General features: G+C 31.3%; 23 protein-coding genes. 5 read left to right on the top strand and 18 right to left on the bottom strand.

Features of this window, described 5'->3' with window-relative positions; all coding sequences use genetic code 11:
- The first annotated feature begins 158 nt into the window (after nucleotides 1-158).
- The 4 genes from Q0910_RS03235 (at nucleotide 159) to Q0910_RS03250 (ending at nucleotide 3,630) form a co-directional block, all read left to right on the top strand.
- On the top strand, nucleotides 159-1,100 hold the full coding sequence (locus Q0910_RS03235; RefSeq protein WP_299212531.1) for a nuclear transport factor 2 family protein: 942 nt from the start codon (nucleotides 159-161) through the stop codon (nucleotides 1,098-1,100).
- A 115-nt stretch (nucleotides 1,101-1,215) separates the two neighbouring features.
- A complete protein-coding gene (locus tag Q0910_RS03240; protein WP_299212533.1) occupies nucleotides 1,216-2,202 on the top strand; it encodes an alpha/beta hydrolase-fold protein in 987 nt (328 codons plus the stop codon).
- A 21-nt stretch (nucleotides 2,203-2,223) separates the two neighbouring features.
- Nucleotides 2,224-2,691, top strand: a complete 468-nt coding sequence (locus Q0910_RS03245; protein WP_299212535.1) for a hypothetical protein — start codon at nucleotides 2,224-2,226, stop codon at nucleotides 2,689-2,691.
- Between the two features lie 30 nt (nucleotides 2,692-2,721).
- The gene (locus Q0910_RS03250) at nucleotides 2,722-3,630 is read left to right on the top strand and encodes a hypothetical protein (protein ID WP_299212537.1); all 909 of its coding nucleotides are present in this window, start codon (nucleotides 2,722-2,724) and stop codon (nucleotides 3,628-3,630) included.
- A gap of 170 nt (nucleotides 3,631-3,800) precedes the next feature.
- Here the strand turns inward: Q0910_RS03250 and Q0910_RS03255 are convergent, their stop codons facing one another.
- From Q0910_RS03255 to Q0910_RS03305, 11 genes are all read right to left on the bottom strand, one after another.
- Nucleotides 3,801-6,551 (bottom strand): M56 family metallopeptidase, encoded by a 2,751-nt coding sequence (locus Q0910_RS03255; RefSeq protein ID WP_299212539.1) that lies wholly within the window; start codon nucleotides 6,549-6,551, stop codon nucleotides 3,801-3,803.
- On the bottom strand, nucleotides 6,551-6,910 hold the full coding sequence (locus Q0910_RS03260; protein ID WP_299212541.1) for a BlaI/MecI/CopY family transcriptional regulator: 360 nt from the start codon (nucleotides 6,908-6,910) through the stop codon (nucleotides 6,551-6,553). Before Q0910_RS03260 ends, Q0910_RS03255 begins: the two co-directional genes overlap by 1 nt.
- A gap of 152 nt (nucleotides 6,911-7,062) precedes the next feature.
- Nucleotides 7,063-7,998: a pyridoxal-phosphate dependent enzyme gene (locus tag Q0910_RS03265; RefSeq protein ID WP_299212543.1), complete on the bottom strand. Its 936-nt coding sequence runs from the start codon at nucleotides 7,996-7,998 to the stop codon at nucleotides 7,063-7,065.
- A 32-nt stretch (nucleotides 7,999-8,030) separates the two neighbouring features.
- Nucleotides 8,031-8,672, bottom strand: a complete 642-nt coding sequence (locus tag Q0910_RS03270; RefSeq protein ID WP_299212545.1) for a fused MFS/spermidine synthase — start codon at nucleotides 8,670-8,672, stop codon at nucleotides 8,031-8,033.
- Between the two features lie 102 nt (nucleotides 8,673-8,774).
- On the bottom strand, nucleotides 8,775-9,173 hold the full coding sequence (locus Q0910_RS03275) for a heme-binding protein (protein ID WP_299212547.1): 399 nt from the start codon (nucleotides 9,171-9,173) through the stop codon (nucleotides 8,775-8,777).
- A gap of 388 nt (nucleotides 9,174-9,561) precedes the next feature.
- A complete protein-coding gene (locus tag Q0910_RS03280; protein WP_366142625.1) occupies nucleotides 9,562-9,777 on the bottom strand; it encodes a DUF5655 domain-containing protein in 216 nt (71 codons plus the stop codon).
- Entirely contained in the window at nucleotides 9,717-10,103 is a 387-nt protein-coding gene (locus Q0910_RS03285) for a DUF4287 domain-containing protein (RefSeq protein WP_299212549.1), read from the bottom strand. Before Q0910_RS03285 ends, Q0910_RS03280 begins: the two co-directional genes overlap by 61 nt.
- A 10-nt stretch (nucleotides 10,104-10,113) precedes the next feature.
- Nucleotides 10,114-10,524 carry a DUF1761 domain-containing protein gene (locus tag Q0910_RS03290; protein WP_299212551.1) on the bottom strand — a complete coding sequence of 137 codons (411 nt, stop codon included), beginning with the start codon at nucleotides 10,522-10,524 and terminating at the stop codon, nucleotides 10,114-10,116.
- Between the two features lie 58 nt (nucleotides 10,525-10,582).
- Nucleotides 10,583-11,413, bottom strand: coding sequence for a helix-turn-helix domain-containing protein (locus Q0910_RS03295; protein ID WP_299212553.1), 831 nt, complete (start codon nucleotides 11,411-11,413; stop codon nucleotides 10,583-10,585).
- A 35-nt stretch (nucleotides 11,414-11,448) separates the two neighbouring features.
- On the bottom strand, nucleotides 11,449-12,234 hold the full coding sequence (locus Q0910_RS03300; RefSeq protein ID WP_299212555.1) for an anti-sigma factor: 786 nt from the start codon (nucleotides 12,232-12,234) through the stop codon (nucleotides 11,449-11,451).
- Entirely contained in the window at nucleotides 12,234-12,788 is a 555-nt protein-coding gene (locus Q0910_RS03305; protein WP_299212557.1) for a sigma-70 family RNA polymerase sigma factor, read from the bottom strand. Before Q0910_RS03305 ends, Q0910_RS03300 begins: the two co-directional genes overlap by 1 nt.
- Nucleotides 12,789-12,910: 122 nt before the next feature.
- On the opposite strand from Q0910_RS03305, the gene Q0910_RS03310 reads away from it, so the two are divergent.
- Nucleotides 12,911-13,429: a fasciclin domain-containing protein gene (locus Q0910_RS03310; protein ID WP_299212559.1), complete on the top strand. Its 519-nt coding sequence runs from the start codon at nucleotides 12,911-12,913 to the stop codon at nucleotides 13,427-13,429.
- A 313-nt stretch (nucleotides 13,430-13,742) separates the two neighbouring features.
- On the opposite strand, the gene Q0910_RS03315 is transcribed toward Q0910_RS03310, so the two are convergent.
- The 7 genes from Q0910_RS03315 to Q0910_RS03345 form a co-directional block, all read right to left on the bottom strand.
- Nucleotides 13,743-14,219 (bottom strand): DUF1572 domain-containing protein, encoded by a 477-nt coding sequence (locus Q0910_RS03315; RefSeq protein ID WP_299212561.1) that lies wholly within the window; start codon nucleotides 14,217-14,219, stop codon nucleotides 13,743-13,745.
- A gap of 123 nt (nucleotides 14,220-14,342) precedes the next feature.
- Nucleotides 14,343-14,774, bottom strand: coding sequence for a VOC family protein (locus Q0910_RS03320; protein ID WP_299212563.1), 432 nt, complete (start codon nucleotides 14,772-14,774; stop codon nucleotides 14,343-14,345).
- Nucleotides 14,775-14,986: 212 nt separating this feature from the next.
- Nucleotides 14,987-15,841, bottom strand: a complete 855-nt coding sequence (locus tag Q0910_RS03325) for a TlpA disulfide reductase family protein (protein WP_299212565.1) — start codon at nucleotides 15,839-15,841, stop codon at nucleotides 14,987-14,989.
- A gap of 68 nt (nucleotides 15,842-15,909) precedes the next feature.
- Entirely contained in the window at nucleotides 15,910-16,959 is a 1,050-nt protein-coding gene (locus Q0910_RS03330; protein ID WP_299212567.1) for a helix-turn-helix domain-containing protein, read from the bottom strand.
- 185 nt (nucleotides 16,960-17,144) lie between these two features.
- Nucleotides 17,145-17,312 (bottom strand): hypothetical protein, encoded by a 168-nt coding sequence (locus tag Q0910_RS03335; RefSeq protein WP_299212569.1) that lies wholly within the window; start codon nucleotides 17,310-17,312, stop codon nucleotides 17,145-17,147.
- Between the two features lie 23 nt (nucleotides 17,313-17,335).
- Nucleotides 17,336-18,178, bottom strand: a complete 843-nt coding sequence (locus Q0910_RS03340; RefSeq protein ID WP_299212571.1) for an NmrA family NAD(P)-binding protein — start codon at nucleotides 18,176-18,178, stop codon at nucleotides 17,336-17,338.
- A 12-nt stretch (nucleotides 18,179-18,190) separates the two neighbouring features.
- Nucleotides 18,191-18,592, bottom strand: coding sequence for a DUF5367 family protein (locus Q0910_RS03345; protein WP_299212573.1), 402 nt, complete (start codon nucleotides 18,590-18,592; stop codon nucleotides 18,191-18,193).
- Nucleotides 18,593-18,629: the final 37 nt, after the last annotated feature.

The raw sequence follows: 18,629 nt of genomic DNA on the forward strand, positions 1-18,629 counted from the left end.
TTGATGAACAGCTTTAGATCTAACTTTACCTATAATTATTGCAATAAGTAATAAAATTTTACTGATCATCAATTGTAAGTAGCGTTTTATCAATTCCAGTCATTACTCTCTTCATTTTTGGGATATTTTAGCTAATAACCACTGAAAATAATGAAGCTATGAGACATCTCAGAAACAACTTTCTTTTATTGATTTTTATTTTTACAAGTATTCAGAATATAATTGCTCAAACAGAATCGATAGCTAAAGAAAGCATCGAAGTATATCTAAATAAATTCATTGCAGATTATACTAAAGGAATGAGGGGCGCTAATCCTAAGCTTTTTGAGGAGTATTATGATGAAGATATTCGGTTGATGCCGGCTTTTCAAAAGACACTGTTAGGTAAAGAGAACGCATCAATTTATCACAAAGCATTTTTTGATCGATTTGATATTTTAGAATATAAAAGAGAGAATTTAGAAACACTGGATTTGGGCTCTCAACTTTCCGTTTTAGGAACTTTTACTATGAAAGTCAGGTTGAAGAACACAGAAAAAATAGAAGAACTCAACGGAAAATATATCGACATCTGGAAAAAAGAAAATAGCAAACTTTCTCTTATTTCACAGATATGGAATTATAATCATCACACAGATCTTACAGAGCAATTAAAATTTGATAATATTCCTGGTACTGTATTGGCATATCAGGGACATCTACCTGTTGACAATGATATACGTTTTGAACTGGCAGCGTTGAATCAATTTATGGAAGAGTTTATATCACATGGCGATTATAAAATATGGTCACAGTTGTACGCAAATGATGTCCTAGCTATGTTTAGTTATAAACCGATATATAGAGATAAAAAATCATTAGACAAATTTCTGAAAGCACATGTTGCCGAACTACCAATTTTCGAAAAATTAGATATAAGGAACAACCATATTGATGATTTAGGTACGTATATAGTGAATTATGCAAGTCATATCGCAAACTGGCGTAATGACCAATACTCAGGAATAAGTACAGGAAAAGGTATAAAAATATGGAGAAGAGAACCTAATGGTTCACTTAAGATAGTGAGACAAATAGCTACCTACGATTATAATTATTAACCAGATATCTTAAACAATGAAGTACTTTATAAAATTTATGACTTTTTCCTTTAAAACACCACTATTATGTTTGTTCATTATTTGTTTATCGCCTAATATATTTGGTCAGTATCAGATGAAGGGCAAAGTAATTAATGATACTCTTAATTCTAAAGTTTTGGCTTTGAATAAAGTAAGGTTAAATACAAAACGAAATATAAAAATTTACCTGCCGCCAGGTTATTCATCATCAAAAAACAAGTATCCAGTAGTCTATTATTTTCATAGTTTGTTTGAGAACCCAAATCACGTGATTTCGGATCATAAAACTCCTGAAATAATAGATAAAAATATTTCAGAAAATCGATCTAAGGAGTTCATTTTTGTAGTTGCGGATTTTACTTCACCTACTATTGGAAGTCTTTTTGAAAACTCTAGTACGAGTGGTTATTGGTTGGATTTTATTACAAAAGAATTAGTCCCGTTTATAGATCAGAAATATCGAACGATTTCTGATAAAAACAGTAGGGCAGTAATCGGTCATTTTATGGGAGGAAGAGGAGCGTTAAAAGTTGCTATGGCTTATCCACAAATCTTTGGAATTGTTTACGCTTTGCACCCAGTAGCTACGGGGTCGGGATATTTACCAAGAGTTTCTTTAGGTGTTGATTGGGATAAAGTGCTATTAGCAAAATCATATAAAGATGTTGGGGATGATATAAGGACCAAGATCTTTACTAGCGTATGTCAAGCATTTCTTCCTAATCCAGATAGACCTCCATTGTATTGCGATTTTCTATTTGAAAAAGACGAAAACGAGGTACTGAAACTTCATCCAAAAAATGTTAGAAAGGAACAAAAGGGGTTTCATTTAGATGAAAGATTAGATGAATATGCTGATAATTTAAGAAATTTAAAAGCAATCGCATTCGATTGGGCAAGATTCGATCAGACACAGGCTCATGTGATCTCTAATCGTAGATTCAGTAAAAAATTAATGGATTTAGGTGTTGATCACGAAGGAATTGAATTTGTAGGAGATCCCTGGAACAAATATTGGGGAGATGATGGACGCATCGCTACAAGAGTCTTACCATTTTTGAATAAACACTTGAAATTTTAACTAACTTCAAATTACAAGAAAATGAAAGGCAAACATTCATTATGGAGTATAATAGTTCTATTACTGTTCATACAATGCAAGAATAGTTTAGAAACTTCAAATTATTTTAAAGAGCAAGATCAAAAATCTGTACAGGCTATTTTAAAAGTATTAGACGATCATAGTATTTCCACGATAAATAAAATGGATGTTTGGGTAGATGATTTGGTTCATATGGCCCCAAATCATGCTGTAATTACTAATAAATCTTCATTAATAGAACATATCAACAGTGAAAAGCAATATGGTAATGTTGATATGAAGCATGAAATAGTTGAGATGCATTCTTTTGAAAAAATTGTAGTTATGCGTGGTAAGGTAACAGGAACATTTTATCCGGTTAATGGTGGTGTATCGAATACTTTTGAAACTAAAAATCTATTTGTTTTTCGAAGGATGAAGGATAATTCTTTAAAAATCTGGAAAGTGATTTTTAATATGACTTCTTAAACAAAATTCAGAATTCTAAAAGACTAAATAATGAAGAAATATATATCCTTAGTTTTTGTGTTAGTAGCGTTATTAGCCTGTGAAAACTCAAAAAATAATAAAGTTGATACATTTGAACAATCAGAAACAGTAGAAGATCTTTTACAAGAATACAATCAAAAAATTAGTAATGCTACAAAGACAAGATCGTTTGAAATAATTCGTGATTTATATGATCAAGAGTCTTTGTTAATGACAGATTACAATCCTTTAATAGTAAATAGTGATAATATTAAAATATATTATGATACCGTATTCGCCAGACAGAATATTAAGGAGTATGATAGGCAAACAATAGATGTTTTAGAATTTACTAACAGAATTATTGAGATAGGATTATTTACCAAGGTTTTTGAAAACTCCGAAAAATTAGAAGGTAAATATTTTAATGTCTGGAAAAAGGACACACAAGGAAAACTAAAATTACGTGCAGAATCATTTGGATATTTACGAAATATCGATGACCCTTCGATATTCTTAGTTCCAGAAGTTACTACCTCTATACCTAAAGTTATTACAATACCAAGAGAATTAGAAGCATATATTGCTTTGGGGAAAAATAATGTAATAACTAGAGTTCCTGAGAAAACTGCGGATTCATATACAGATGAAGCAATGTACTTACCGTTTGCTAATACTATTAAAATAGGAAAGTCTGTTTTGATAGATCACTATAAAGCATATTATCATAATCCGGCAAAAATAGATTCTCTTGAACTGATGACGTATGCATACGATAAAGTAGAAAACGGCTATATAAAATACGGTGGATTTTATGTAGATTGGACAGTTCAGGGATTTTCTGGGAGTACTGCAGGAAACGGGATTTCATATTGGCGTAGAGAAAAAGATAATTCACTCAGAATACATAGGCAAATAGGATTGCATATACATAAATAACGAAACTGCATTGAAATAAAATTTTATGGAACCCCGAAATTGAAGCCTGATAAAATTGTCTAGTCACTGATAATAGATGAAATATGAAAAATGCTGCTAACTAAAATAATTAACAGCATTTTCAATGATTGATGAATGTAATTAGTTGTTGGCTAGATTGAAATAAACACTTAAAAATGAATTTTTATTCTGGTTGCTTGCTCTAGTGATATATTTGGATCTTCATCTTTCAATGATTTTACAAATTCAAGAGTAACATTATGAATTTTAAGACTCATAGCTTGATCCGCTGTAATATTAGTATATCCTAAATCTTCAAAAGGTTTTATAAATTCGGGTGTTACATTATGGATTTTAAAAGAGATCATATCATCCATAGGTAGGTTGCCAAATTTTGTTTTCTTAAATTCTTTAATATACTCTGGTGATACATTATGAATTTTAAGAGACATCAGATCATCAATGTCCAGGTTGTTATATCCGATTTTTATATACTCGGCAGCAGCATCCAGAGATACATTATGAATTTTTAAAGACATAGCTTCTTCTAAAGAAATATTTTTATAACCAGCTTTTTTGAAGGTCTCTATAAATTCTGGAGTTACATTGTGAATTTTCAATCCTACAACATCATCTAGCGGAATATTTTTATATCCTGCATCGTGATACTTTTTTATAAAATCTGGCGTAACATTATGAATTTTAAGAGAAATAATGTCGTCTACGGAAGCATTTTCGTAACCAAGTGCTTTAAATTGTTTTATAAAATCACCTGGTGTTTGTTGCGCATCTTGATATGCTTTACCAGAACTATTGGTAGAACTTGACTGGCCATTACTCTTAGCAATTTTTACTTGCTCAGGAGAAATATTATGTATTTTTAGTTTAATTGCTTCCTTTAAGGAAATATTGCTCTGCCCGGATTTTTTAAAAGACTGTATGAGATCAGCTGTGACATTATGGATTTTTAAATCTTTTGCTTCTTTTAAAGAAATATTGGGATACCCAATCTTTTTAAAACTACTAATAAATGCAGGCGTGATATTATGAATTTTTAAGTTTTTAGCCTCTTTTAACGTAATATTTTTATATCCTGCATCTTTATAAGATTGGACATATTGCGGTGTCACATTATGAATCTTAAGGTTCTGTGCTTCTTTTGCAGAAATATTCGTATATCCTTCTTTCTTGAAGTTTGCAATAAAATCAGGAGAAACATTATGGATTTTCAATTTCATATAGTCATTTAGTGACATCTTTTTATATCCATTATCGTTATATGATTTAATGAACTCTGGAGAGAGGTTATGAATTTTCGCTTTCGTAATTTCCTTTAACGTAGCCTTTTGACCATTCACCTTATTGATAAATTTTATATAAGCTACATCTACATCAAATAGGTTTAATTTACTTACTTCCTCCATTGTATAGTTAGTGTACCCAAGTGCTGAAAGTTCTTTTCGATACAATTTTAGTTTTTCCAGAGAAAGTCCTTTATGGATAATATCTTCAAAATCATCCTGACTTAATGAAAGGTTTTCTTTTTTTAGATATGCTAAATATGTAGTATCAAAATCTGTAAGAAAACAGTGTACAAGTTCTTCATTATCTGCAGTGAACCCTTGTTTAGATAGCGCACTACTGAAACTAGCATTTGGTGTGAAAGTATATCTTCCATCTCCAATTCCATTTTCGAATTCACCCAGATATACCATAGTTCCGGCATCTCTTGTTATTTCTAGTTTTTGTTTATCACCAGCAGGGAAACCTGCAAAGAAAGATGGATCATAACATCGTGTTATAGACCAATAACTTCGTTTGAGAGGTTCTGCACTTCTGTACATAACACATAGTTTTCCTCCCCCAACTTCGGCATCCCAAACACCTTTAGTAAAATCATTTTTAAATTTTGACTCTTTAAAATGTTCATCCGTTGGAGTTTCTAATTCATTTGAAAAAGCTTCATCAACTTCAGCGATTGATGGATTAATACTAACCGGATTGAATGATAATACGGTTATGGCCAGTAATGGAATAATGATTAGGTATTTCCATCCTGATTTTGCAGTCGATTTTTTAGAATTCATCATAATTATTCGTTTTTTGAGAAATGATTGATTGTAACTTGTTGCCAAACCTGTTGGCATATCTGGGGTTGATACTTTTAGTAAATTCATTTGATAAACTTCCTTATCCTCACCTTTAGTAAGCATACCGCTATCTGTGAGATATTCGAGATTATTATCAATAGCTTTTCGATATAACCATGCAAAAGGATTAAACCATTGCACGGTCACTAGCAATTCTACCAACAACATATCTAAACTATGTTTACCAGTAATATGCATTTGTTCATGCTTCAAGATCTGTAAATACGTATCTGGATTATATTGATTTGGATTGATAAATATTCTGTTCCAGAAAGAGTAGGGGGCATGATTCGTATCGGTTTCTACTATTTTATACGTATCTACTTCTATACTAGGATGTTGTATCATTCTATATAATAGCACAGCTAATTGGATTAAAAAATTAACTCCAAAAGCCATAACTCCTAAAATATAGATATAGAGAATGATTGATTTCCAGTCTAAAGAAATAATAGAAGGAGTGATGGTATTCGCAATATTTTCTGAAGTTGAAGTCGTTATTTTTGCAGATTCGTTATATTGAATTTCATTTTCCGTAATTGGAAATTCGGTTACTTCAGTAGCTTGATGTTCAACTTCAGGTTTCTGAAAAATAGTAGTTCTGAAGGATATGTTTTCCGGTACTGATATAAAAGGTAATGAGAACGAGACAAGGATTAACCCTAGTAAAACCCATCTGTTTAAGTGGTAAAATGTCTCTTTAGAAAGGAATAATCTGTAGATTAGATACGATAAACCTATAAGTGCTGCACTGTAGATGATATAAGCCATTACTTATTGTTTTTAATGAGTTTAATGATTTCTTCTAATTCTTCGGTATTTATTTTTTCTTCTTTGGCAAAGAACTTTACCAAAGCCAGCGGTGAGTTGTCGAAGTAATTATTAACTACTTCACCTAAAACATCTTTTTGATAGTCTTGTTTAGAGATCAAAGGGTAATACTGAAAACTATTGCCAAATGCTTTATGACTAATAAATCCCTTTTCCTCTAAAATCTTTACAATAGTTGCAGTCGTATTATAATGAGGCTTGGGATCCGGTAGTTCTTCAATGATTTCCTTAATGAAGGCTTTTTCGAGTTTCCATAAACTCTGCATGATCTGTTCTTCTCTTTTAGCTAACTTTTGCATGATCTTGAAATTTGATATAGCAAACGTACTACTAATTAGTTAGTTTAGCAACTAATTAATTAGTAGTTTAACTAATTGATTCGGAGTTTTGTCTTGTAAATGCTTGTTTTAAAGGTGTTTTAAGAGATTGTTAAATATGTGCTAAAATGTTTTTAAAAAGGTAGATTGCCTAAATCCACGTTTCCTCCAGAGAGAATAATTCCTATTTTTTTACTCTGAAATCGTTCTTTTTCTCTAAGCAAAGCAGCCAATGGAACTGCACAAGAAGGTTCTATAATGATTTTCATACGTTCCCAAATCAAACGCATAGCGGCTATAATTTCTTCCTCATCTACTCGGATAATCTCCGAAACATATTTCTGTATGATAGGAAAAGTAAGATCTCCTAAAGGCATTTTGAGTCCGTCAGCAGCTGTGTTGGTGGTTTCGTTAATTTCTAATGTACCACTTTGTAGTGCTCTATAAGCATCATCTACTTCAAAAGGTTCTCCACCAATGACTTTACAATTTTTTCCATAAAAATGAGCCGCCAATGCTGTTCCAGAAATCAGTCCGCCACCGCCAACAGGAGAAAATATATATTCTAAATCGGGATAATCTTGCAATAATTCTAAAGCTGCAGTTCCTTGTCCTAATATTACATTGTGGTCATTATAGGGATGTAAAAAAGTTGCTCCTTTTTCAGTTTGAATTTTATTTGCTGTTGCTTCACGATCTTTATGAGTAGGAGGGCATTCTATAATTTCTCCTCCATAATCTTTAACTGCATCTTTTTTTACTTGTGGAGCATTAGAAGGCATTACAATATATGCTTTTACTCCTAAACTCTGAGCTGCAAGTGATAGCGCTTGCGCAAAATTACCAGAAGAGTGTGTAACCACTCCTTTAGCTTTTTGTTCATTAGATAATTGTAAAATAGCATGTGTTGCGCCACGCATTTTAAAAGCTCCCATTCGCTGAAAATTTTCACACTTAAAATATAAATCTGCTCCTGAGATTTTGTTAAGGAGTCGTGATGTTAGGATAGGAGTTCTATGTATATAGGATGCTATAGTTTGGGCAGTATTGGTAAGGCTTTTTGCATTCATGCTAATAAAAAGTAAGATCAATAACGAAGATACTATTTTTTTCTACCTATCAGTAGTGTATTAGTTCCATGAATATTGCTGTGTAGCTGAAACTCTATCTTTTTAGAATAATTGGTTATTAGCGATTGTATGTCAGAATCATCATTCAGTTGGATACCTGCATTAAAAAGCACATTTCCTTTAGGTTTTATTAATTCAATGAGTTGATCCCAAAAAGAGATCTGATAAAATTTGATAGGCACTTTTAGGTCAATGAAGAGATCTATGATGATTAGATCAAAAGAGTTTTTACAATTAATTACAAAACGATGCGCATCTTCAGAAATAATAGTCAAATCTTTATTTTCTGTAATGTCGAATTCATCTTTTGCTAATTGAATAATTATTGGATCAATTTCTACAGTAGTGATATGACCACTGTGTTTATATCGATTTCTTAATGTATCTATTACACTTCCTCCGCCCATTCCCAGTAATAGCACACTAGACTTACTATCAAAGTATATTTTAGACAATCCATAATCTAAAATACGTTGTAATGAACCATAAGAGTAGTTAGCAGTTTCACTATCCAACACTTTTTTTCCATTCATCCAGGTGATTTCCAGAGTTCCGTTAATTTTAGACTGAATTTTTTTGGTAAACGGCCAGACATAACTAACGATTTTTTTCATATACCAGTATTGATGATAGTTAGTGGTAATATTAAGACTAAAAAAAACGTGTAGATTATCAATATTTAATTTTAGATAACCTACACGCTATTTTTTTAATAATTATAAAGCGTTTGCACCAGCTTCTGCTACAGCATGATCATTTTCTACGCTACTACCGCTCACTCCAATTGCTCCTATAATCTCATCGTTTTCATTCTTGATTGGAACTCCTCCTGGGAAAGTTATTAGACCTCCGTTAGAATGCTCAATGTTATATAAAGGACCTCCTGGTTGTGATAGTTCTCCAATTGTACCGGTATTCATATCAAAGAAACGAGCTGTTTTTGCTTTCTTTAAAGAGATATCAAGAGAACCTAACCACGCTCCATCCATACGTGCAAAAGCTACAAGATTTGCTCCTGCATCAACGACAGAAATATTCATTTTGGTATTTAATGCAATAGATTTTGCCTTAGCGGCACTAATAATTTTCTCCGCTTGTTCTAATGTAATGTTCATGTAAATTCTGTTTTAAAAGTATAAATAATCAATGGCAATATCCTGAATATATCGTATTCGGAGATGAATTATATCATAAATAAAATATAAAGTTTAAAACAATTTTTTTAATAACGTATAAGTGTATTAACAACAGATTTAGGTTCTATTTTACATTAACAATGATATCTTGATGGACGTTAAACATCCCTCTAAGTCTCCTCGCCGCAGCGAGGAGACTTTACTAACTCTCTTCCTTCGAAGGAAGGGTTGGGGGATGGATGTTATTTTTCAATAAAAATTTTAATAACCTGAAAACGGGCATTTTATTAGATACACCTGTAATTTAAAAACCCAATTATCAAGGCTATTCAAAACTACAACCTAGATTTATAATGACATACGCTTGTTATTCCGCCATTTTATAAGCTTCTTTTAACCATTCCGTTAACTCTGTATCTACTTGATCAATCGATTTCAATTGAACTCTATGGGTACACATGGTGCCAAAAGGACCTGAGTTTTGAAGCCGTTCTGTAGTAGGTTTCTCTTTTAGTTTTAAACCTAGATCAATTCTGGTTTTAGTAGCTGGTTTAATAAGTGCAAACTGCTTTTTTCTAATAATGCTAACACTGGTTTTTTAGGTGTTTTAACGACATCATCACCAAAAGATCCTACGATAGTAAGAAGCTTTTCATAAATAGGAAATAAATTTTCCTTGCCCTTGTATTGGCTTGTTACCAAATCATCAGGCGTATCATTAGACTCTTTGGATAAGGAGACAATAGTATTGGCAAATCCGTGAGTTACACTATGTTCTTCTTTTAAGAATTTAACTGCTTCACCGTGTTTAGCAAATGATTTGTCTTTTAAAATTTGTTTCCATTCTTCTAAGGACTTACCTGTTTTCTCAGGCATATTATTAATCATCGTTTGTAGTGCTTGATCCATAAAGTTGATTTTACAAAGTGCCTAAGATAGCACCCATTAATGTTAATGATAATATACAATATCCGGCATTGATGAAGTATGCTTTTAAAGATTTCATTTCGAAAATATATAAAATTCCCAAAAATGTAGCAACCCAACCAAATCCAGCAAAAAAACCTGCTAATGTTCCGAATATAATATCAGCTTCTTTGCCAATAAACATTTCCAAAATTACTGTAGCAATAAAAGCTAGTAGTAAAGAAATCCCAAATGTTTTAGGAATGCTTCGGTTTTTAAGGTCATCTTTTGTGAAATTGAACAAATCCATCCAGATATGTCCGAATAGAGGACCATACCATATGCCTCCTAATAAGAAAGTTGATAATGTGGCTATTATTACCGATAACCAGTTAATTGCTTCAAAAGTAGTTGCTAGATCCATGCTTTTATTTTTAAAAGAACAATTTTAGCGAAATACTTTTTTGCAGGATAGTAAAAAATTAACCTTCTCTATCCAAAGGAAAGAAATTGGGTTCATCTTTATTGAATTCTTGCTTGATAAATTCTTGAGGATTAAAACCAGAAAAATGATTAAACTCTTTGATAAAGTGAGATTGATCTGCATACCCACATTGATAAGCCACTTGAGACCAAGATATACTTTCTTTTTGTTGAACTTGTTGCAAGATCTCATTGAACCGTAAGATTCGTTGGTAATATTTAGGGGTCACACCTATATATTTTTTGAATTGATCTATAAGATGCTTTTGAGTATATGGATAGCTCCCGATGGCTTCATTAAAATTAGTTACGGGTTCTGTTTCTAGCTTTTCTACTACAGAAAGTAATTCTTTAGATGGTATTTTAGATTCATTAAATCTATTTATTAACCATTTTTCCGCTAAACTGAATTTATCTAGAGATGCCTCTTGTTTTAGAAGGTTTTCTCTTAGTAGTACGAGTTCTTCTCCAAAAATTTCTTCAGAAGAAAGAATCGTTTCACTCAGATCTGCTGCAGGAAAATGAAAAAAAGGAAAGGTTCCAAAAGGCTTAAACTGAATCACAAACATTTCGGATTTTGGATGAGCAGAAATTGAGATATAGTTTTTGTGTATCCCAGATATCCAAGCTTTCGTATATGTTCTGTTAGGTTTTAGCGTAATATTATCAAATGTATTTCTAGGGATGTCATCTAATTCGAATATAATAAACACATGTCCAGTGGGTACAACTCGCTCTATAGAATGATCCGGTATAAAATCTTTAAAATGAAATATAGATTCAATGTACTTGCTAATTGGAGAATTCAGTTGATGAGTTTCGAATATCATATTTAATTACCGCTGAGTTTATACAGATTATAGTACTAAAGATATACATTAGAAATTAGTTGTTCTACTGTAGGATGATCATTTCCTCCAGCCGGCTCAATAGTTATGTTTAATGATGCTGCATTCTCAATATATTTCATTGTGATCATTTCCTGATTAGCAGAAATGACACCCATATCAATCATTTCTCCATTTACATCTGCCCACATCTGATAGGTTTTATCATTCTTTAGTTTAGAAAGCCCTTTTGGATTAAGGATCACTTCTTTGTTCTGATGATTTACATAGGCTATAGCAGCTGAGTTAGGCGATTTTTCATTTCCTTTTAATAACAACTGTACAACCTCTGGTTTATTGATCGCTTGATACCATTTTTCAGTTTCCTTATAATTATCTTCTAAGTTTACGAGCCTATTTTGTAAGTCATTGGTCTCTTTTTGTAATGTAATCATAGTACGTTCTGTATTTTTCCATTGGTTATACAACCAACCAGAACTCAATAAAAACAAAGCAGCAAGACTGGCGGCAATCGCAAAATTATAAGAGACTCTTTTTCTTTTTTGCGATGGAATTACTTTTTCTTTAGCAACCAGGTTAGAATTTTCCACTTCATTTAATATAGCTGTTTTGATATGAGTAGGAGGAGTAATTGCATTTTCGAATGCCATTTGCTCCATATCGTCTTCCATTTTACTGAAATACTCTCGCAACTCTTTATCCTTTTTAAGGATATTCTCTACTTCTGTAGATTGTTCCTCAGAAAGTTCACCTAATAGATATTGTTCTAGTATCCCTGTATCTTTTATCGTATTCCTATCCATCATCTCATCATTTCAATAATAATCCATACTACAAGAAGTTCTTCTTTATAAGATTCTCTTAATTTTTTAAGAGCTTGTTTTATATAAGACTTAAATGTTCCCAAAGGAACATCCATTTCCTCATGCGCTTCTCTATGAGTGAGCCCATTAAAATATACAAGCTCTAAAGCTTTTTGGTGATGAGGTTCTAGTTTTTTTAAAGAACCATCTAATTCTAAGGTGTCTTTTTCTGCTTCAGAAGTACTTCTATCTTTATATACACTTAAATCCTCATTTTGGATGAGGACGTTTTTTTTACGTAGAGAGTTTAACGTGATATTCCTTGCAATTCGATATGACCAGGTAAAAAACTTTCCTTTATCCGGATTATACGTATGCGATTTTTGCCAAATTTTCATAAATGTTTCTTGTAATAAATCCTGTGCTAAAGGTTCATCTTTGCACATTCTTAAAATTATCCCATAAAGTGCGCCAGAATAGAGATCATAAACCTTAGACAAGGCATAAGAATCTTGATTCTGTAACTTCTTTATAAGTTCTAAATCGTCTTTCATTTAGTTATCGGCTTCTTCAAATTTAAAAAAAATCTCATCCAAACTCATCCAAATGAAACAAACATGTGTATATGAATATGAAAAGCGCGTTTAACAATGTTTAATAATTAAAAAATAAAATCATGAAAAAACTAATTTTTATTGCCTCGACTATTTTCTTATTTGTATTAGCTCAATCCACATTTGCACAATCAAAAAAGGATATTGTAGATGTAGCTGTATCAGTAGACGATTTTTCTACCTTAGTAACAGCGCTTAAAGCGGCAGATCTGGTTGGAGCACTAAAAGGAGATGGACCTTTTACCGTTTTTGCTCCTACCAATGGTGCTTTTGCTAAGATTGATTCAAAAACCTTGAATTCTTTGTTAGAACCAGCCAACAAAAGTAAGTTAACTTCTATTCTAACCTACCATGTAGTATCAGGTAAAATTGATGCGGCTGCTGTTGTAAAAGCATTAAAAAGTGGAGGAGGAAAGACAGAGTTAACTACGTTAAGTGGTGCAAAACTAAAAGCCGTAAAGAAAGACGGTAAGATCTGGTTAAAAGATCAAAATGGAAATTATAGTCAAATTGTAAAGACTGATGTAATGGCTACAAACGGAGTGATTCATGTAATTGGTGATGTGGTGATGCCAAAGTAATAGTCATTATATTTTTTGTGAAGCGCCGTATTCATTACGGCGCTTATTTTAAAAAGCATATAGATAGTAACTTCTTAATGCTGTGATGATTGATCATCATAGTGTTCCTGTATCTTTTTAGTATGCAAATAGAGCCATTTAAATTTCCAGATTATTTTCAGATTCATTTACTAAAGCATTTCATTTCTCTTTATATTTTCTGAAATGAATAGAACCGATACCTTCAACAATAGAAATGCATAGTGTAGATTCGGAATTTCGAGATATAATTAAATAGTAAAATGAGTTGTAAGTAACATAGAAGTAGGCTATTCTACTCGTTATTTTCTGTTATAAGTTTTTTTATAAGTGAAATCTGTCCAAGATGGTAATAACTATGCTCAATGACACCTTCAATATTTCGTAAGTAGGTCCCATACTTTTGATCTACAAATATCTCATCCAATTTTTGATCACTCATTTTTTCTACTTGAAGAGCAAATTTTTTGGCGTTGCTTAAGAATTCGTTTATGAGGTTTTTCCAATCAGTTTCAGATGTAATAGGTGGCATATCAAAACTAAACGTATCTTTAATTTCGAGTTTTCCTCCCGTAAAAACATTTAGAATCCCAGCGAGATAGTAATTGATATGATATGTGAGTATTGCAATGGTGTTTAGGGTTTCAATCTTTTGATTGGCTTGTAGCCAAGTCACACTTTCTATTTGTTGTTTATAGTTGGTGTTCGCAATCCAAGTTCCATTCAATAAAACTTCTCTTAATCGATTGGCAATAAGTTCACTTTTTGTCATTATTAATTGGATTTAGTTTTATAGTACTGAAAATACGATAAATCTACATTTCAGTTAAAGAAATTAGATGTTTCTCTTAATTGAATTAGTACTTTTCATAGGACAGGTTGTTGTATGTAGTTTTTATTTCTTTTCTATGGTTGAATCAAAACAAACCAATTCAACTACGTTCATTTCTGGATCGAGTAAATATATGGACCTCCATTGAATCCAGTTAAAAACTCTTGTTTTAAATTGAATTTCATTCTTTTTAAGATCTTTTACAATAGATTCGTAATCAGATAAATCAATTTCCAATGCCAGATGATGAAGGCTCGATTTATTTATTTCAGGAGATTCTCGTATTTGTCCAAATTCAGTAGGGATTGAATTATCAAAGAGACCAAGAACTTGAGGATGGCCAGCAGTTCCGTCAGCAATTTTAAAGAAAACATAATTTTCCTCTTGCGCGATTATTTCAAGACCAATAATATCCTTGTAAAACTGTTTAACGGTCTCGATATTATTAACTAACAAAATCACCTCTCCGAGTCCTTTTATCTTATTTTTCAGCATGATTTCGTCTGTTTTTAAATTGCATATAACTTGTTAGTTTTTCATTAGTTACGGGAGATTATGTGATTTGCTTCCGCAATACAATATAGTAAAATGCAAGAAAAAATCCCGCATTTAGTTAGCAAACCGCTATTAACTATGCGCTTTGTTGTCATTTCGTTGATTTTTATTTTTCAGGTTTCATTTGGGTTGATTCTTTTGATTAAATATTATTACTTTAAGTTATTAATAGTTTCAATTATGTTTTTAGAAAAATTTGTTTCCGCAGTATTATATCCTAAATGTTGTAATCTAATATTTTGTTCCTTATCTATTATAAGTAAGGTTGGTAATCCCACTTGCTGAAATTTTAGTAGTTTGTATATTTCACTATTATAGTCATATGCAAACTGAAATTTATATTCAGAATTTTTTATAAATGCATTAAATTTTTCAGGCGTGTCACCACCTAAATCAGCATTTATAATATAAAAAACTACATCATCCCTTTCTTTAAATACAGTTTGTATTTTATCTAATTCTTTAAGCTCTTGTATACAAGGCTTACACCAGGTTCCAAAGAAGTCTAAAACCAGGATTTTTCCTTTCAAAGCTTTAGAATTAACTACATTTCCTGACATTTCGTTAATTGAAAAGGAAGGAAGCTGTTCAAACCGTGTTTGAGTTAAACGATTTTGTAAGTCCTTAGGAATTATTTTTATTGCCATAAATAACATTGTAATTGTTAACAGCAATAGGGAAAGGATTATTTTTTGTTTATGATTTTTATAATGTAATCCTAAGAAAGTGGATGCAAAATATATTGGAACGAAGTACCATAATTCTAGAATCTCTACTAATACAAACATTATAAATAATATTAAATATATCATCGTAATTAGTATCAATAATAATAAATGCCGTTTCTTAAAATTGCTGTTAATTAAACCTGCCATAAAAAAGATGAAGGCTCCCAAAAACAGAAGTATTTGAAAGTTCATAGTAATTTTTAACATTACTATAACCATTATTAAGGTTGATGCGATTCCCGTTAAAAAAGGTTTAAGGTATTTTTTTAAAGTTGCCATTTAGAGTTGTTTTGTGATGCTAAAATGACAAATCAATTTTGAAAAAAGTATAGATACTTGTATTCAGACTAACTTTTTTTTTCTCTAAATTGAGTCGGAGTTAATCCAGTGTGTTTTTTAAAAATAGAATTAAAAGTAGCTTTATTAGAAAAACCACAGTCGTACATGATTTCCTTGATGGGGTTGTTAGATTCTTGCAGATTTTGTTTTACTAATTCGAGCCTATAGTAATTTATGAAATCATAAAAATTTCTTTCATATTTTTTATTTATTATATGGGATAGATTCCTTGGAGAAATCGATATTCTATCTGATAAATCTTGTAATGAGATATCGAACTCTAAGTAGGGCTTTTCATCTTCGATATAATTGTTAAGTTTATCTACGTATGAATTAAATAGTTCTTCAGAAATTAAATACTCCTTTTGTTTTGTAGGTTTTACGTTCTCTTCTTTGAACCCTTTGAATAGATTTACTTGTTTTAATCCTAAATAATAAAAACAATTAATCAAAATTAGTGTCAAAGAAAAGATGATTAAAATTAAGTTATCCGTAATAAAATAAGATTGAAAATAGCTCTCTAAAAGCATAACACTAATTATTATTAATTGTATATAAATCAATATTTCTAGCCAAAATAGACTAATGTTATAGAAAGAAGATTCGGTATTTTTTAATTGATTTCTGTATTTAAACAAAGTGTGTAATGCAATGCCTAGATAGACTGTGAAATGAATTGTAACTGCTAAACCTATAAGATTTATTTTGTCAAATACTTGATTGTGAAAAATAACCAATCCAATTAAAGTGATTATGGCCGGAACAAAATGAATCCCAAACTTTTTATAATTGAAGGCTTCTAAAATTAAGCTTTTAGTATATAAATAATAAATTGGTCCATAGATAAGGCCAAAGAAAGGCCCTAAAAAAATCTGATTTATTAAACTATATTTTTCAAATATCATATAACTAAAATGAAAAATAAATAATAGACAAATAGTAATCAGTACTTTGGCAAAAAGAGGTTTAGATTTTTTGTTAAAAAGTAGAGATAAAGCAAATATTAAAGATTGGTAGATTATTAAAACACCAATAATATCTATTATATCTACTTTCATTTTTTTTATTTGGTGTAAAATTCTTAACGGTCTTGTGTATGGTTAGCTACGGAATTATTGCAACTACTTTCCTTATCACAATATACTTTATTTAAATAAAAAAACGGTTCAAGTTATTACTCAAACCGGTATTACTTATAAATCTTGTTGGCAATAGTTTAATTAAGATTTTGTGTTTTCAATTCCTATTTCTCATTCTCTTTTTTAACTCTAGTTCCAAGAGCAGCTCCAAGGACTAAACCAGCACCAGCTCCTAATGACAAACCAATTGAAATACTATTCATCAAGATTCCAATGCAAAGTCCAATTCCCGCTCCAAAAACTAAGCTTAATGTTATATGTCTATTTTTCATATTTTGATTTTTAGATGTTTAAGTTATAAACTCTGAGCAATTGACTGATTCCAAATGCCAGTTGCGGCAGTTTGCTTAGCGAAGGTTTCAAAATCTTTTGCAGGTCTACCTAGCACTTTGGCAACATCATCAGAGACCTCTTGATTATCAGGGTTTCCTAATACTTCTTTAAATAAATAACCAAATAACCAAACGTAAGAATCAGGTAATCCTGCTTTTCGCATACCATCCTTAAATTCGTCAATGGAAATAGGCACAAATTGAATCTGTTTATTAGAAGCTTCTGCCATAATTTCAACGACTTCCTTAAAGGTTCTTTTTTGAGGTCCTGTCACGGTTATGGTTTGTCCGTTATACATATCATCTATGATGACTTTGGAAACTACATCGGCTATATCATTTACATCGACAAACGGAATTTCAGCTTCAGGCATTGGAAGTGCAACAGTACCATTTAGTATAAATTCTAAAAATGCACCTTCACTAAAGTTTTGATTAAACCAAGACGCTCTAACTAGAGTATAGTTCAATCCAGAGTTAGCTACGATTTCCTCGCAAGCTTCAGCTTCAGTTTCCCCTTTGCCAGAGAGTAATACTACTTTTTCTAAACCAGCCTTTAAGGCTTTTTCTGTTAGTAATTTAATAGCATCTCTTGAACCAGGCACAGCTAAATCTGGATAATACACGATATAGGCTCTGTCCATATTTTTTAGAGCATTATCATAAGTATCAGGGTTTTTCCAGTCAAATACTGGATTTGTTTTTCTACCCACAACTCGTACGTTGTGTCCAGATTGTGTTAAATTTTCTGTAACTCGGCGACCTGTCTTTCCAGTTCCTCCGATAACTAAAATGTTGTTTTTCATAATGTTTATATTTTATATTATTTGATTTTTTTTCTGAATTGATGTTTTGATATACCAATACAGTACTACAATAGCTATAAACTCAAAACCGATAAGCCAAAAGCCTAAATCTGTAAAAAACTGATAGTATGTACCTCCATTTGGGATAATAAAAATGGGTACTGTGATTAAAGCATCTAAGGCTACTGATGTTAAAAAGAAAGTTTGTCCGACCCAATATCCATGAGTGTCAATTTCTTTTTTGTAATACTGCCTGGCTCCGAGCCAAACTAAAGGTATTATTGAAATAAATAGTAGCATATTTGCTTGTTGTTCTGCATCTTCTAAAAAGGAAATATGGGAGGATAGCGTGTATAAACTCACTCCAATAATCCAGATAATAATTCCAATACTAATAGCTCTTACTTGTTTCATGATTGTTTGTTTTTTGATTAATTATTTGGTTATATAA

It is taken from the genome of uncultured Aquimarina sp., assembly GCF_947495315.1.
In the GTDB taxonomy this organism is placed as follows: Bacteria; Bacteroidota; Bacteroidia; order Flavobacteriales; family Flavobacteriaceae; genus Aquimarina.

What these genes read in the sequence shown, in the direction of transcription:
- Q0910_RS03235 (WP_299212531.1), top strand. Translation starts at nt 159, where the DNA reads ATGAGACATCTCAGAAACAACTTTCTTTTATTGATTTTTATTTTTACA.
- Q0910_RS03240 (WP_299212533.1), top strand. Translation starts at nt 1,216, where the DNA reads ATGAAGGGCAAAGTAATTAATGATACTCTTAATTCTAAAGTTTTGGCT.
- Q0910_RS03245 (WP_299212535.1), top strand. Translation starts at nt 2,224, where the DNA reads ATGAAAGGCAAACATTCATTATGGAGTATAATAGTTCTATTACTGTTC.
- Q0910_RS03250 (WP_299212537.1), top strand. Translation starts at nt 2,722, where the DNA reads ATGAAGAAATATATATCCTTAGTTTTTGTGTTAGTAGCGTTATTAGCC.
- Q0910_RS03255 (WP_299212539.1), bottom strand. Translation starts at nt 6,551, where the DNA reads ATGGCTTATATCATCTACAGTGCAGCACTTATAGGTTTATCGTATCTA.
- Q0910_RS03260 (WP_299212541.1), bottom strand. Translation starts at nt 6,910, where the DNA reads ATGCAAAAGTTAGCTAAAAGAGAAGAACAGATCATGCAGAGTTTATGG.
- Q0910_RS03265 (WP_299212543.1), bottom strand. Translation starts at nt 7,998, where the DNA reads ATGAATGCAAAAAGCCTTACCAATACTGCCCAAACTATAGCATCCTAT.
- Q0910_RS03270 (WP_299212545.1), bottom strand. Translation starts at nt 8,672, where the DNA reads ATGAAAAAAATCGTTAGTTATGTCTGGCCGTTTACCAAAAAAATTCAG.
- Q0910_RS03275 (WP_299212547.1), bottom strand. Translation starts at nt 9,173, where the DNA reads ATGAACATTACATTAGAACAAGCGGAGAAAATTATTAGTGCCGCTAAG.
- Q0910_RS03285 (WP_299212549.1), bottom strand. Translation starts at nt 10,103, where the DNA reads ATGGATCAAGCACTACAAACGATGATTAATAATATGCCTGAGAAAACA.
- Q0910_RS03290 (WP_299212551.1), bottom strand. Translation starts at nt 10,524, where the DNA reads ATGGATCTAGCAACTACTTTTGAAGCAATTAACTGGTTATCGGTAATA.
- Q0910_RS03295 (WP_299212553.1), bottom strand. Translation starts at nt 11,413, where the DNA reads ATGATATTCGAAACTCATCAACTGAATTCTCCAATTAGCAAGTACATT.
- Q0910_RS03300 (WP_299212555.1), bottom strand. Translation starts at nt 12,234, where the DNA reads ATGGATAGGAATACGATAAAAGATACAGGGATACTAGAACAATATCTA.
- Q0910_RS03305 (WP_299212557.1), bottom strand. Translation starts at nt 12,788, where the DNA reads ATGAAAGACGATTTAGAACTTATAAAGAAGTTACAGAATCAAGATTCT.
- Q0910_RS03310 (WP_299212559.1), top strand. Translation starts at nt 12,911, where the DNA reads ATGAAAAAACTAATTTTTATTGCCTCGACTATTTTCTTATTTGTATTA.
- Q0910_RS03315 (WP_299212561.1), bottom strand. Translation starts at nt 14,219, where the DNA reads ATGACAAAAAGTGAACTTATTGCCAATCGATTAAGAGAAGTTTTATTG.
- Q0910_RS03320 (WP_299212563.1), bottom strand. Translation starts at nt 14,774, where the DNA reads ATGCTGAAAAATAAGATAAAAGGACTCGGAGAGGTGATTTTGTTAGTT.
- Q0910_RS03325 (WP_299212565.1), bottom strand. Translation starts at nt 15,841, where the DNA reads ATGGCAACTTTAAAAAAATACCTTAAACCTTTTTTAACGGGAATCGCA.
- Q0910_RS03330 (WP_299212567.1), bottom strand. Translation starts at nt 16,959, where the DNA reads ATGAAAGTAGATATAATAGATATTATTGGTGTTTTAATAATCTACCAA.
- Q0910_RS03335 (WP_299212569.1), bottom strand. Translation starts at nt 17,312, where the DNA reads ATGAAAAATAGACATATAACATTAAGCTTAGTTTTTGGAGCGGGAATT.
- Q0910_RS03340 (WP_299212571.1), bottom strand. Translation starts at nt 18,178, where the DNA reads ATGAAAAACAACATTTTAGTTATCGGAGGAACTGGAAAGACAGGTCGC.
- Q0910_RS03345 (WP_299212573.1), bottom strand. Translation starts at nt 18,592, where the DNA reads ATGAAACAAGTAAGAGCTATTAGTATTGGAATTATTATCTGGATTATT.